15 protein-coding genes and 1 pseudogene are annotated in these 13,951 nt (G+C 51.5%); 7 read left to right on the forward strand and 9 right to left on the reverse strand.

The window, feature by feature from the left end; all coding sequences use genetic code 11:
- The first annotated feature begins 3 nt into the window (after window positions 1-3).
- The gene (locus KTT_RS03695; RefSeq protein WP_126594704.1) at window positions 4-1,443 is read left to right on the forward strand and encodes a sensor histidine kinase; all 1,440 of its coding nucleotides are present in this window, start codon (window positions 4-6) and stop codon (window positions 1,441-1,443) included.
- A gap of 46 nt (window positions 1,444-1,489) precedes the next feature.
- Here the strand turns inward: KTT_RS03695 and KTT_RS37615 are convergent, their stop codons facing one another.
- Complete coding sequence (locus tag KTT_RS37615; protein ID WP_126594705.1) at window positions 1,490-1,735, reverse strand: DUF302 domain-containing protein; 246 nt, start codon at window positions 1,733-1,735, stop codon at window positions 1,490-1,492.
- 407 nt (window positions 1,736-2,142) lie between these two features.
- Window positions 2,143-2,595, reverse strand: coding sequence for a WD40 repeat domain-containing protein (locus KTT_RS37620; RefSeq protein ID WP_126594706.1), 453 nt, complete (start codon window positions 2,593-2,595; stop codon window positions 2,143-2,145).
- A 582-nt stretch (window positions 2,596-3,177) separates the two neighbouring features.
- Here KTT_RS37620 and KTT_RS03710 point away from each other — a divergent pair.
- A complete protein-coding gene (locus KTT_RS03710; protein WP_268904493.1) occupies window positions 3,178-3,558 on the forward strand; it encodes a transposase in 381 nt (126 codons plus the stop codon).
- A gap of 14 nt (window positions 3,559-3,572) precedes the next feature.
- A complete protein-coding gene (locus KTT_RS03715) occupies window positions 3,573-4,409 on the forward strand; it encodes an IS3 family transposase (protein ID WP_160145614.1) in 837 nt (278 codons plus the stop codon).
- Between the two features lie 199 nt (window positions 4,410-4,608).
- On the opposite strand, the gene KTT_RS03720 is transcribed toward KTT_RS03715, so the two are convergent.
- Window positions 4,609-5,319 carry a hypothetical protein gene (locus KTT_RS03720; RefSeq protein WP_126594709.1) on the reverse strand — a complete coding sequence of 237 codons (711 nt, stop codon included), beginning with the start codon at window positions 5,317-5,319 and terminating at the stop codon, window positions 4,609-4,611.
- A gap of 70 nt (window positions 5,320-5,389) precedes the next feature.
- On the reverse strand, window positions 5,390-5,680 hold the full coding sequence (locus tag KTT_RS03725) for a hypothetical protein (protein ID WP_126594710.1): 291 nt from the start codon (window positions 5,678-5,680) through the stop codon (window positions 5,390-5,392).
- Between the two features lie 130 nt (window positions 5,681-5,810).
- Here KTT_RS03725 and KTT_RS03730 point away from each other — a divergent pair, with 130 nt between their 5' ends.
- Window positions 5,811-6,710: a hypothetical protein gene (locus KTT_RS03730; protein WP_126594711.1), complete on the forward strand. Its 900-nt coding sequence runs from the start codon at window positions 5,811-5,813 to the stop codon at window positions 6,708-6,710.
- A 186-nt stretch (window positions 6,711-6,896) separates the two neighbouring features.
- Here KTT_RS03730 and KTT_RS03735 read toward each other — a convergent pair whose 3' ends face one another.
- The 3 genes and pseudogenes from KTT_RS03735 to KTT_RS03745 all read right to left on the reverse strand — a co-directional run bounded on the left by KTT_RS03735 (window position 6,897) and on the right by KTT_RS03745 (window position 8,788).
- Window positions 6,897-7,106, reverse strand: coding sequence for a hypothetical protein (locus KTT_RS03735; RefSeq protein ID WP_126594712.1), 210 nt, complete (start codon window positions 7,104-7,106; stop codon window positions 6,897-6,899).
- A 190-nt stretch (window positions 7,107-7,296) separates the two neighbouring features.
- Window positions 7,297-7,587: pseudogene (locus KTT_RS03740) on the reverse strand (transposase); the annotation flags it as partial.
- A gap of 940 nt (window positions 7,588-8,527) precedes the next feature.
- The gene (locus KTT_RS03745; RefSeq protein WP_126594713.1) at window positions 8,528-8,788 is read right to left on the reverse strand and encodes a transposase; all 261 of its coding nucleotides are present in this window, start codon (window positions 8,786-8,788) and stop codon (window positions 8,528-8,530) included.
- A gap of 534 nt (window positions 8,789-9,322) precedes the next feature.
- On the opposite strand from KTT_RS03745, the gene KTT_RS03750 reads away from it, so the two are divergent.
- The 3 genes from KTT_RS03750 to KTT_RS36015 all read left to right on the forward strand — a co-directional run bounded on the left by KTT_RS03750 (window position 9,323) and on the right by KTT_RS36015 (window position 11,697).
- Complete coding sequence (locus KTT_RS03750) at window positions 9,323-10,822, forward strand: sensor histidine kinase (protein ID WP_126594714.1); 1,500 nt, start codon at window positions 9,323-9,325, stop codon at window positions 10,820-10,822.
- A gap of 4 nt (window positions 10,823-10,826) precedes the next feature.
- Window positions 10,827-11,219 (forward strand): response regulator, encoded by a 393-nt coding sequence (locus tag KTT_RS03755; RefSeq protein ID WP_126594715.1) that lies wholly within the window; start codon window positions 10,827-10,829, stop codon window positions 11,217-11,219.
- 316 nt (window positions 11,220-11,535) lie between these two features.
- On the forward strand, window positions 11,536-11,697 hold the full coding sequence (locus tag KTT_RS36015; RefSeq protein ID WP_160145615.1) for a hypothetical protein: 162 nt from the start codon (window positions 11,536-11,538) through the stop codon (window positions 11,695-11,697).
- A gap of 270 nt (window positions 11,698-11,967) precedes the next feature.
- Here the strand turns inward: KTT_RS36015 and KTT_RS03760 are convergent, their stop codons facing one another.
- Window positions 11,968-12,396: a nuclear transport factor 2 family protein gene (locus KTT_RS03760; protein WP_126594716.1), complete on the reverse strand. Its 429-nt coding sequence runs from the start codon at window positions 12,394-12,396 to the stop codon at window positions 11,968-11,970.
- 551 nt (window positions 12,397-12,947) lie between these two features.
- Window positions 12,948-13,832: an SDR family oxidoreductase gene (locus KTT_RS03765; RefSeq protein WP_126594717.1), complete on the reverse strand. Its 885-nt coding sequence runs from the start codon at window positions 13,830-13,832 to the stop codon at window positions 12,948-12,950.
- Between the last annotated feature and the right edge of the window lie 119 nt (window positions 13,833-13,951).

Raw genomic sequence — 13,951 nt, forward strand, 5'->3', positions numbered from 1 at the left:
CTGATGTCCATTCGCCTGCGACTCGCCCTGTGCTATGGCGCGCTCTTCGCACTCATCCTTCCTTTCGTGACCGGGCTGAGCTACGCGATTCATGCGCGCGGCCAATACGATGACCTCGACCGCACACTTATCGTCAGTACTGAACACGCGGCAGTCGAGGCGGCGAGCTCGGCCAGTGGCCCTCACCTTGCCCAGGGAGAAAAAGGCTTCGAGATCGCGCTGCGCCTCTATAGTCCGAATGGGCTCTTGCAGGATCAAACCCTGGGGACGGCCTCGCTTCCGTCGATCGATCCTCGTCTCATCCTCCGAACGCCAACCGGGCCAGCCTTCGATACCATGGCGCGCCTGTTCCCCCCACTGCTGGGAACCGCTGCAGTGACTCCTGATCGCGGAAGCGCCTTTGGCCTGATGAGCACGCCACAACAGCGCTGGCGCGTCTACGTCCTGCCGTTTCACGCTGGGCAGCGGGCCGGCTACCTTGAAGCCGTCACCCCTCTTGGGCGTCTGGATGATTCCATCCAGATATTTCGGCTCACGTTGCCGCTCGTGGGACTGGTCAGTCTGCTGGTGGCGCTGCTGGGAAGTTGGGCCATTGCGGGCAATGCCTTGCGTCCCGTCACGCAGATGATCCAGGCCGCTCAAACCATCACGTTCTCACGGGATCTGTCCCGCCGTATCGCGGCGCCTATGCACCACGATGAGCTCGGACGGCTGGCGGCAACGTTCAATGAGATGCTGGTCAGCATCAACACTGCCCACCAGACCCAGCAGCGCTTTGTGGCAGATGCCTCCCATGAACTGCGCGCTCCACTGACAGCTATCCAGGGCAATATCGAACTCCTGCGCCGGAAGCCTGAGATGCCAGACATCGATCGCGCGGAAGCATTGATAGAGTTGGAACGCGAGGCGGCTCGTCTCTCGCGTCTGGTCGCTGATCTCTTGATCCTGGCCCGCGCAGATGCTGGAATCGCCCTCAAACACTGCCCGTTAGATCTGGATCTTCTAGTCCTGGATGCCTTCCGTGAGACGCGCTATCTTGCACACGGGCAGACCTTGCAGCTGGCGCCATTTGAGCCCGTTCAGATCGAGGGCGACGAAGATCGACTCAAGCAACTGCTCTTGATCCTGCTGGACAACGCACTCAAGTATACTCCTGTCGGTGACCAGGTCACCCTTGGATTATGCCGCCACGGATGCGAGGTCGACATGCTGGTGCGAGATACGGGGATTGGGATCGAGCCGGAAGTATTGCCCCACGTCTTCGAACGATTCTATCGGGCCGATCCTGCGCGCAGCCGCGATCCTGGTGGAACGGGCCTGGGCCTGTCTATCGCGCAGTGGATCGTCGAGCAACACGCGGGGAAGATCTGGTTGGAAAGCCAACCCAGACAGGGCACCCTGGTCACGGTACGTCTTCCTCTCAGAGACCACTCCTCTCATTGATATCCAGGCGTACCCATAATGGTGCTTTTATATTTCCACGATGGCGCTATTCATGCAGTGCAGCGATAGCGTCCTGCAGGCGGTGTTTGGCCTCCTTGGCAATGGCAGTAAGCCGTTCATTCTCAACAATACCCAGCATCACCTCTGGATCGGCGACCTCAACACGGTACCGATCGTCGATCGCCCTTACGACCACATTGCACGGCAAGAGAAGCCCTATTGCTGGCTCTATCTCCAGCGCACGATGCGCCAGGTGTGGATTGCAAGCTCCCAGAATAAGCGTGGGTGGCATCTCCAGACCCAGTTTCTCGTGCAGCGTGTGCCGAACATCGATACCGGCATAACCCCGCTTCTGGAGTCCATCGAGGTCTATCCCGTGCTCAAATTCCCTCCCAAATTCTACTGGTTTCTACAAAAATCCCTGTTCGTCTCCCCCTTTTCCTGTCAACTTTCCTGTCAGGATTCGGAGCGTGAGACGTGCGTAAATTAAGGTAAGAAAACAGCCCGCTATCCGCTAGCAGACAAGGAAGAGGACCATAGCAAAAAACAACAATTTCGCTATGGTCCTTTTCTCACATATAAAGACTATTCGCATCAACAGCAATTCACTAAAAGCTATCTATCTGAATGGTTCCTTTGCACATTTGTAATTCTTGATGCCAGGATACAAAAATCTTTCTTTTGTTTCTCCTATCAGTTTCATAGGGTCCTTGGGTTGCGGACTTTTTGTATTTTCCATAATTTCACGGAGGCATCAATTTTATCAAGCGTATTCTTCTCAGGGTCTGCATCCACATTTTTGTAAAACTCCACGCCAGTTGTCATGATCAATCTGTCATTTGGGGACCAGTCAATTGAACCAATAACGGTACTATAGGGACCCATATCACTTAGATGAGCAGAGAATGTCAATATCGGATTCTGATGCGCTACATCCCATATCCACACGGTCCCATCACCATGAGCAAGCGCTAAGTATGTTCCATCAGATGAATACGCAATATCCGCAATGCCATAGATAGATCTTGGGAGATCAAAGGATCCTATGAGACGTAAGGAAAAGGCATCAAATATCTGTAACGTACCTGGTAGAATAGACAGTAAAAGAAGAGAGGTACGAAAATAGTGCGTCCGTAGAGCGCCCTTCTTCATCGCTTCTCATGAAGTTACGGGTAGAGAGATCCCGTATGGTCAACGAGATTACCGGAGATGGAAACGTCACAAGGGAACTAAGCATGCTCGTAAAGCGTCAGCCCTGGAAACCAGGAGACAGAGTGTGATGCAAGACCAAGGATGGTATGGCCAAGGCTTGATCGCTTGAAACCCAGTTTCTTAGCCTTAAGTACCGGGGTGGACGAAGACTGGTTGAGACGTCCACAGAAGATGTTTACAGGGGTTACATGTTTCGACTCCTGTACTCTCTAACTCTTCTCAGCGTGGAAGACGCCACGATAAAGGAACGAACGGGAGCCTAACCCATCCGTATATGGGAGGAGCGTCAAACGGAGATCACCTACGTTGTGGGTTCTGATAACTTTGTGCCGGAGCCGCGATAGGGTGACAGAGCTTCCATAGTAATCTGAGACGGTAGCACCGTTCACATGGTGAAGGGAAGCAGGCCATTGCGTTGAACACAACCAGCGGTATGCGTAAGGCAAAGAAGCTCATGGGAGAGGTTCAACACCAGGAATTTCCTGAGAATGGCTGGAGAGCCGTATACATCGAAAGGTGTCCGTGCGGTTCGGAGGGAAACAGAGCGAAACCTACTCTGGCAACAGATCAAGGCGCGCTCTGTTCACCCTATTGGCAGGCAAACGAAAAACATATACCCCGGAATTCAAGTTCAAAGTGGTCATGGAAAGTTTTCAGCGTGAGACCACCCTGGAAGAAGTGTGCCGAAAGTTTGGCCTGGCCAGCTCCGTCATCAGTCGCTGGCGCCAAGAATTTCAGCAAAAAGGGCCAGAGATCTTTGCTGATCAACGTGATCTCCAAACGCGCAGCAAGGCTCAAGGCCATGCGCCAGGGGAATCTCCGGAAGAGTTGAAGCAGCTCATTGGCGATCTGACCGTTCAAAATGACCTGCTAAAAAAATCCCGCGGGCTACTGGGCAATTAAGCGCACACGAGAAAGTGGAACTTGGGCGAACCCTCTGCGCTTCTGGTGGTCCGATCAACAAAACACAACTCGCCCGTGCCCTTGGCATCGCTCGTAGCAGTCTGTATCTGCATCCCAAGCGGCCGCAGATGGATAAAGCCTTGGTTGTCAGTATTGAACAGTGGCATGAACTGGATGATACGTTGGGACATCGCAAGCTGGCCGTGCTCACCAACACCGGCAAGAATCGGGTCAAACGGGTGATGCACAAATATGGCATCGCCGCCCGGCGCAAAAAGAAGAAGTACGTCTATCCGGGCAAGGCAGCTGAGATAGCTCCGAACCTGGTCCGAGAACTGAGCGAGGATGCCACGCAACAGGTCATCTTTTCTGACATCTTTGAGGTTCATCTGGCCGATCAATCCCGCGTGCGAGGCTGCTTTGCCCTGGAGAAGCAGACGCGCCAGATTTTCGGACTGGCCTTTGATTATCATATGCGCGCCGACCTGGTGACGAGCGTCATAGAGACCATGACCTTTCCCACAGTGGGAGCTATTTGGCACAGCGATCAAGGCAAACAATACGGAGCGCACTGCACCCAAAATCTGCTGTTACAGAAAGGATTTCTGCAATCGATGAGCCGTGCTGGCACACCCACAGATAATGGCTATGCTGAGCGGTTTGTGGGCACGTTCAAGCTTGCGGTGGCGGATCGCCGTTCGTACCGAACCCTGGGTCACTTTCTGGGCGCTGCAGAAACATGGATCAATTTTTACAATACGCTACGTCCTCACGAGGGCGTCGGCAATTGTTCACCCTTGCACTATGCGCAAGAGCATCAGTTACATGGTGCTCCTTTGATTTCCTTATGAGAGTGTCTCTTTTACTGGGTACTTTACAGTGTAAACGCACTCATCTTCTCGCAGAAGCCAAAAATCATGATACATGGCCATTGTCTATTTTCCTGGTACATTCCTCACTCAATGAATAAGATTGCTCTCGATTATAAACACTAATCTTCGAACAGTACTACAATCTTCACAGTAGCTGATTAATTTTCTACTGATGGGTTTACCATTGTTTTATCCATGTCACCTGAAGAGCATGGCTAATCTCATCAAGGGCTTCAACATCACGCACTGCAACACTAAATCCCCAGAGGTTAAGCGCCTGGCCATCACGTATGAATAAGGGAGGAAGAAACTCATCAGGAACTTCGTCGCTTACACCAAAAATCATGCGGCCAACACTTGTGCTGCACCAATGTTGTTCCAGCCATGCTTTCTGATGTTCTTCGTTCCCTGTGTTTTTGGTGTGCCCAACGTAGCCACCATGAATAGCTCCCCCACAAAGAGCATGATGATAGGCCAGCGTGTCAAGAAAGTCTGATACATGGGTATGGCTGAGCATCCAATTGAGTGGTGCATCAAGTTCCCCCCAATCCCAATTCTGGTGACTATACGCAACGATGACTGGGGGATTGGTCAGGGCCAGATCTTCTCGTCGTATTGCCCAGGCGCAAACCGCCTGATTCTCGAAACAGAAAATGAGCGCGTCTGATCGCACAATCAGGTGATCAGGTCCAACCAATGCTTGATTGGATCGAGTGAAATCCTTGCGGCGACCCCAGGCCGCGTAAAAAGTTCTGAGGGGAGTCGGTAAGCGGCAACCAAGTTGAGCTTCTGCTGTTTGAATGATGTGTTCGTCGTACCCATCGCCAGATTGCCAGGGACGGTACAGCGTGCGAATGTGGGAAGAACGTTCTGACCAATCGAGTTCCATGAATATTTCTACTCCTCATGAACGAGTCATGTAAATCACTCTAGTGTAGAAATATATCATTTTTGTATTGCTATGTCATATTAGAAACAAAAAAAGCTAGCTGCAGGACCATCTCAACAGGTATTCGCACCTCCCTAAAGATTTCTGTGCGCTCGGAAAAATCGCCGCAGATAGGAGATGCCCAGACACACCATTGCAACAGCAAAGATAAACCCATGATTTGATTCGTACCTATTGCAGATTTTGCAAGCAGATAAAATCCACATGCGAGAATAAAGAAACCAATAGCCTCAAGGCCCCAGATATATGTTGCTTGTTCCTGTGCATAGGGGTGCGGCACGTTTTTTTGCGTCGATCCCATTGGGCCTCTTTCCCTCTTGCTTGTGCCTGCCTGCGGCTCTATCCTGTTTGTGAAACAGGACGGATGACCATGGCTTATGTTGCACACCCACAATGCACGTCATGGAACACCAACAAGACAGGAAAACAGGATGCCATTCGAAACGCCCTCTCATCACGAACACTCAGCAACGATCAATCCTCAAGACCTTCATCGGCCAACGGGTGATGGTGGGTTTGGTTGGTATACGCCGACAGCTAGGACAGATATCATCAGGACAACAACTGGGGAGCGATCGTCGCTGCAACAGCAGCAGGAAAGTCCTCATGTTCCGCATGATCTCTATAGACGGCACCAGGAACAGCAGCAGGAAAGGGAAATGCAGCACGACTTTTCTACACAGCAGCCCTTCGACACACACGACGCCCCTGAGCAGTCCATTTTCTCTGAACCGACTGAGCAGGCCCTCCAGGGCAACCCGGAGGCTCTCAGGAGCCTCTTCGCCCGTGAGCCGCCCTCCGACGCCTACAACCTACAGCGTGCTGTCAACATGCCAGAAGGGGAGAGCGTCAATCCTCAACTTCTTCAGACAGCCAGCGCGGCCCAATTGCAGTTCGTCGATCGCCCTCAAGCCTCCGGTGTGGAAACTGCCGCTCAGGACCCTTCCCGCCGACGCTTAACAAGCCCGGGGGGGAGCAGCTATGATCTGGCTACATATGCTACCCAGACCGATTTTGTGCGAGGCCCCGGCACGTATCAGCACTATAAAACGGAAAACCAGACCCTACGACCTGAGACGGAGCAATTAAAGAATAAAACGCAGGTGTCTGATCTTCTCACTGGAAGATCCAAACAAAGCAAACGTTGGGTCGCGACAGATGGACGGCCTGTCTATCAGCCCGCTGCGGACCGCAGTGCGGCGGCCAGGAAAGCCAATGAGGCCCGTGGCGCCGAGGGACGCAGTGCGGCGGCCAGGAAAGGCAAGGAGACGCTGGGCCCCGAGGGACGCAGTGCGGCGGTCAGGAAAGCCAATGAGACGAGAAGACGGTGAGATGCAGCCCAGGAAGATTGATCGTTGGTGAGCGTGTGGCAACGCGTATCGTGCTATGGGGGATTGATGCGACAGCACCTTCCCCTGCTCCCTTTCATCCTTCATCGGTCCCGGCTTCAGCTCGGCGCAAAAAAGCTTGCCGCACCCGAAGAGGGTTATGGTCTCGACGTTTGCTCCAGCGCTACACTACTGGTTCTGCTGCTGTTGGCGGTCAGCCGCTGATTGCGCCCGTTCGGAAAACCCACTTTGGGCTGTGCGCGACTCGGGATTGCGGTCGGCTGCACTTTGGACACGAGCGGCATCTTCTTTTGAGGTTGAGCCTTTCCCTCCACGGCCCATCCCACCACCTCTTCCGGCTCCACTTCCCTTGCCGCCAGATCCACCATGTTTGGACATGATTCGTTCCTTTCTGTGCTAACAAGCTGAACAGATGAAGGACCTCCCTTCACCTGTTGGAACACGATGCCATATGGGGATAGGTGGAATTGCCCCGAATGTAGAGAGTGGGAGAAAAGAAATTTGCTAGAATGAACACAAGAGGGTTCTATGGGCAAATCACGATACCATGCAGAGTATTGTGTAAAGATGAGTCAGGATAGCGTTTCTGATATTTGGCTTTAAACGCTGCTAGATTGAGCAAGGCATCCTCTTTCCTCTCCTGCTTGAAGATCTCACTGAGCTCAGAACTGATCTCTTTGCGTTCGCGATAAGCAATAGCGTTAAGGACATTGCGCTGTTTATGGACGACACAGCGCTGCCTTGGGGTTGCTGAAAATAACGAGCCAACTGCCGCCAGGAGCCCATCATGCCCGTCAGTTATGATCAGATCGATCAAGTTGACTCCACGGTTGCGCACATCTTGCAAAAGGCAACACCATCTGACTGATCATATTGACACGCTCCTCCACAGTGTGACAATAGATCATGTTTCCTCCCTGAGAGCGGTGATGGTTTTGATATGTTCACCTTATCTCTCAGGGATCTTTTCGTCAATTGTCACATTGGTTAAGCTCGTTTGAGCCATGTCTTCATGAGAAGTTCACTGAGTGTTTTGCATGTTTAGGAGGTATTCCAGTGCAGAAATCCATCGAAATGCACCCTGTCCCTAGCAGCCAAAGAACTCGCAAGCCGAGGAGGAGATGGGGTATACGTCTCGCCCAAGTATTCACAGCCACAGTCACGCTTTTGGCTATGATGGTGACATTCGGAGCAACACCTATTGCACATGCGAGTTCATCGTGTACCTACCCGCTCTGCTCCGAAACCTATAATAAATCGCAATATGGCGTACTCGTAGCCCACGATTGGTGTGGCAATTCGGAGACACTGTACCAGGACACAGCTCCCTGTGGATCAGGAGATCCCACAGAATGGTTGTACACGAATCAGCATACAGATAGTCATCAGGACTGGGATGTGTTGCGAATCGACAAGGGGTGGCACTACACTGTCCAGGTCTATTCAGTGATTTGGGGATGGTCCTCAGTCGGAAGTTGCGACAACCGGCATGGATCAACTCAAATGTGGGTTCGAATACACAATGATGAGACTATGTATGTGCTGAGTCAGTGTACAGCGTGTTGAGCCAGAGGCTATAGTTACTCATGTAAACGTATCAAACTCCACATGATCTGCCTCATGTCCCAATTTGAAACGTCCTGTGTTGAGAGCGCATAACGTTTCAAATTGAGAAAGATGCACAACTCAAACGCTATCTGCGCACCCTGGATAATTTGATTCTGATCTTTCGTCTTCTCGAAAGACAAACGTGAGAAGGAGGCCATTCAATGGCAGATCAATGGCAACTCGCAATGCTTCTACAATGCTCGCTCGACACCCTGACGCATCTGCGCCTCTGTCGCCTCCCGGCCACCAATCAGGAACTGGCCTACATCGCGCACCGCTTCCACGTTGACCAGACTGCGCTCTCCGTGCTCCTGGTACTCCTTGCGCCAGCGCGATAGCACGCTCTCGGCCAGGCCATGTTCACGGCAGACCTGGGCGGGCCGCTTATCTCTAGAAGCGACTTGCCGAACAACATCCAATGTAAACTCAGGACTGTGCTGGTGGTTGTGCATCGTCTCTTCTCCTCTGCTTGTGCTGTTCTCAGTCTACGACATTTCGGAGAAGTCGACTTCCTTCACTGTCCGGTCTTGGGGGTTCACTCCAATGCCCTTCCACCATCAACTCTCGTGGAAACTAGAGGTTTTTCTCACGAGAGTTTATCATTACATTTCTATCCGTCAAAAGCAAACAAAAGCTGTTTCACCAAACTTGTGTGAACTGTTTTATTCGACAAACAACACAAAGGCTGGAATGAGGAAGCGTCGAAAGCCTCTCATCTGAAATGAGTTCGAAGATGCCGCGCAATTATCAAATGACCAGATCCGTCCGTTTCCTGGCCCTATTGACCATTGCGCTCCCTTCGTGTGGGCTATAGTATCAATAGGTGGTTGATTGGTCCTGATTCAACCATCCAACCATGGAAAGAGATCCATAAGCGTAAAGGAGAAAGAGAGCCATGCCGGTCTTCGACTCGTTCCTGGCGACTACCCAGCAAGCGGGAGAGACTGTGTATCAAGGATGAGGTATGTGAAAGGGGACATGACGACATGAAATCTATAACCGAAAAAAGAAAATGGGAAGAGAAGAGCAACGAGCAGTATGCGTTTATGGATGCGCTGCCACAATTGATCTGGATCGTTCAACCGGATGGTTGGGTTGCCTATACGAATCAACGCTGGCGTAACTATAGCGGTGAACAACAATTGCCTTCCCGTGCAAACCTTCTCTTGCAGCAAGAGATATGGCCTGAGAACCTTCATCCTGAGGACCGAGCATACGTTCTGGCACTGCAGCAACAGGCTTTTGCGACCAGTGAACCGCGTACCGTGAGGTATCGTCTGAGAGAGGGACATACAGGTACCTATCGCTGGTTTCTCGCACAGGTTGTCCCCTACTATAATGAAGCGGGAAAGATTGCACGATGGATGGTCAGCTGCACCGACATCGATGACCAGAAACAGACCGAAGATACATTGCGTCAGAGCCAGGAACGTGTGGACCTGCTGATGCGCTCCAGCTTGATTGGCATCTTTGTCGCTGAGGATAATGAGATTGTGGATGCGAATGCCACCTTTCTCCGCATGACAGGCTATAGTCAGAAGGACCTGGATCGGCGGAATATTCAGTGGACAACAACAACGCCGGCACTCGCCTCATTTTCGGAACAGGTCCATCAGGAAGTAGTGGTGCAACGCTACAAAACCCCGTTCGAAACGGAATTGGTGTGTAAAGATGGCAGCAAATTGCCTGTTCTAGTGGATGGCATCGCCGTTCATGACCAGGTGTTACACGGCATGGGTCTTGTCATGGATAATGCTGCTCGTCATGAGTTGCAACAGCGGAAAGACTCTTTTGTAAGTATCGTGAGTCACGAACTGAAAACGCCCATCACCTCTTTAAAACTGCAAAATCAAGTGTTACGAAAAAAACTCAAGAAGCAGGGCCTTTCTGATCTCGAGATCGCGTCTGATCGCATGGACGTGCAACTGAATGCGATTACACGCATGGTCGACGAGTTACTTGATGTCTCACGTATTCAAGCGGGAAAGCTGGAATATGCCAGAGATCTGGTCGATCTGGATATGGTGCTCAGAGAGGTTATTAGCCTTTTTCAGCGGATGCAAACAACTCACACCATTGCCCTTCATCGCACCCCGGCACCCATTTTTATCATCGGAGATCGTGACCGCATCGAGTGCATCTTTTTGAATATTCTGAGCAACGCCATTAAATACTCGCCCTCTGCTCCGTTGATCGATGTGCTGCTGACGACCTCGGGAGAGAGCGTCACCGTCAGTATCCGTGATCAGGGCATCGGCATTCCACAGGAGCTACAAGAGAAAATTTTTGACCGCTTCTACCGGGCGGCTCCCTTGCAGCAGCACGCCTTTCCAGGTCTCGGGCTGGGTTTGTATATTGTCGCAAAAATTATCAAGCATCATGGGGGAACCATTCGCGTTGAAAGTGAACTGGGAAAAGGTGCAACCTTTCATATCACGTTCCCCTTGTCCGCGCCGGAACACCTTCCTGTAGGAGAAAGGAACTAGAGCAATGGGGAAGAAGCAACAGATACGCGCTCAACAGACCAGCGGCAACCATATTCTCATCGTCGACGATGATCCTATCCTGGGTGGCCTTCTTGTGGATATCTTCCAGGAGGAATCCTATCAGGTCTTGCACGTACTGAGTGGAGAGAGGGCGCAGAATGTGTTGCAAACAGAAACTCCAATGTTAGTGCTCCTGGATTACCATCTTCCAGGCATGAATGGTCTGGAACTTGCCCATTGGCTGCGCAAGAGAGAGGCATCTCGCCATATCCCCATTATTCTCATGAGTGCAGATATGCCAGCAGCCGCTCACGATGAGAGGCACCTGAGAACCTTGCGGAAGCCTTTTGAATTGGAGAGGATCCTCCAATGGGTGGCTGAATTGCTTACTGCATGAACCACAGATAGTCCCGAGAGGGTCTCACTTCTCGGGGCTATTTCGTTATCTGTCCACAGCGGCATCATTTGGACCGGAGATATCACCCGTGCTGCTTCGGTTTCAGCATCGCTTTCCCGTTGTATTTTTCCGCGACCGTGGAATTGACCCGCTTTTGTAGAGTGCCCAAAGATGAAAGTTGAGCAAGAGGAATTACGCAAAGTGAAAACTGCACTGAGAAAACGCTTAGGGGAGAAAGTCAGAGTGGTGCGTTGACAACTCAAACAAGACGTGCTGGAAGCACAGGCAGAAACGCTTGAGCGGTTGAAGGTACTGGATGATTAATGCCGTGTGCATCCAGGCCGCCCTCAATCGGGATGGAACACTGCCATTTGAGTATCCAGCGGTGCAAGCGAGTGAAGACCTCGATGAAATAGCGGAGAGCCTCTGTCGGCTCGAAGAAAAAAGGGAGCGAATTCTGCAGTCGGATACCGCCTAGCACGGCTGATTACCATTGTCCAGGAGCACTTGATTTGGCGTAAAGCGCTTCTTCAGGTGAAGCAAATACAGCAATGGATTCTTGCATTGATGTATGCAGTGAGAAACGTGCGAGCAGTACGACGGGCGAAATCGATCAACAAAGGACCTCTACCAATGAGTTCGTTGCACCCCTCAATATGGTGGTGAGTACTGAAGGCGTGATGCCCCCTGTCCATGCAATAAAGACAAGGGTGGGCCGCTCACCAGAATGGGAACTCTTTTCTCTACATTAGAGCCCTTCCTGGTTGATATCGGGAATGCTTTTTTCAGGATCAACGGGGCCAGCAACAATGAACAGGTACGCTACCTTTTCCATATGGCCACTCGCCAGCGAGAACACATGGAAAAATGGTATCGTGGTGGCGTTGTCTGGATCGGTTTTGGGCGCCAGTATCGCCTTTCCCTGGATCAATTTGGTGCTTCCCCCATCCCAGAAGCGCTCTACTATGTGTTTGGTATTTAACGGACTATCAATGGTGCGAAAGAAGTCCTTTATCGCCGCGATTCCCTGTATCCTGGCAGTTCCAAAGATCATCTGCACTTCGGGAATAAAGATATCAAATCCATTGCCGAGCTTGAGATCATCAAGGTCGGCGTAGAAGTCGCGAATCCAGCCAGGTATATTGGTGTGCTCATTTACCGTTACGCTCTGCATCATATATTCCTCTTTTCTTTCAAACACAAAACTCTTCACAAGTTTGCTCTGTCCTCTATCTCGCTACCGCAAGCAGGTGTTGTAAACGTTTCTAAGAAATGATGGCAAACGATGTCAGATGATGCCAAAAACGCTTCTTGACAGGGCTACTGCTCTTGGTTATACTTCTCTCTTAAGATAGAGGTTTCTCTCAAAATCGGGAGAGGAGTAAAATCGATCCGTCTTCAGTTCACTCCTTCTCGCAAGCCACTTCCCTAGGAAGTGAAGCATTTTCGCGAAGTGAACGATGTGTCACGTAGCTCCAACCCTTTGCAATTGGGGCGAGGAGTAGTGGACACCGCAGTTTGCCCTGCACGGCTGGCCGTGCGAACGGATGGCAGATGGGCACATGTGTCATCATTTCAAGATACTGTATGGGCTCTGCCAGCTTTTGCTCCAGGCAGGCACCGTTCAGGATGGATTTAGTGAACTGCTTCAATAATCCACCTTCTGCTTTCCTCGGTTCCGACGCCTGGAGGCTCTAAGAAAACAGATCAAGGTCAGGTTCAGCCATATCAGGCCTCAGGTATCTTAAATGCGAGAGGTTCAGTTAAGCCTCGCGCATCAAGCAGTGCGTGTTTCATCTGCTCTTTGGTGGCATTCAAGGATGCTAAGCCCAGGTCGTTACCAGCAGTCACTCTAAGAGGGCGCGTCCCTCGTGGCCGGGCAATAAGGTCAGCAACCAGGTTGGCAACGATCTGGGGATCTTGTGCGGCTGGTCCATTGTTGGCGGACGGCGCTCTTCCGGGAATGTCCTTGAGGACTCCATAACCGAGCAGACACTCCTGATCACGCGGCTCTTGTTGGCTCTTACTCAAATCTGTTGCAAACGCTCCTGGCTCTATAATGACCGATTCGATGCCTAACGGGGCCAGTTCATAATGATAGGCCTCGGCCAGCGCTTCCAGAGCCATTTTGCTGGATGACAACAGTGTTAAGTAGGGAAGAACTATGCCACCGGCAATCGAGGTGATATGGATCAGTAATCCATTGCGCTGCTGGCGCATGTGCGGAAGGACCATGCGATCCAGGTGCAGAGGTCCGAAAAAGTTGGTCTCCATAATCGTGCGCGCCTGCTCAACCGTAAATCCCTCAGTGATTCCTCTATACATGATACCTGCATTGTTCACTAAGACATCAATATGGCCAGCCTGCTCAATCACTGTCTCAACGGCCTGCTTGACTGATTGTTCGTCATTTATGTCGAGTTCAAGAACGGAAAGATCAAGCCGCTCGCGTTGCGCGAAGCCACGTAATGCGTTAGCATGCTCTGCGTTGCGTCCATTGACGTCACGCAGAGAAGCAAACACCCGATAACCTTGCGTTGCCAGGGTTTCAACAATTCTGCGACCAAACCCGCTTTTACTTCCTGTCACCAGGACAACCTGCTGCGAATTCATACTATCAACTCCTCTTGTTTGCATAGAAAGAAATGACCGCTCATCATCTTTGAGGTGGCTCGATCCCCGCTTGCGCATGCCGATCGGCGCATCGAGACGATCACAGGGATCTGGCGCGC

This window comes from Dictyobacter aurantiacus, assembly GCF_003967515.1.
GTDB classification, from domain to species: domain Bacteria; phylum Chloroflexota; class Ktedonobacteria; order Ktedonobacterales; family Ktedonobacteraceae; genus Dictyobacter; species Dictyobacter aurantiacus.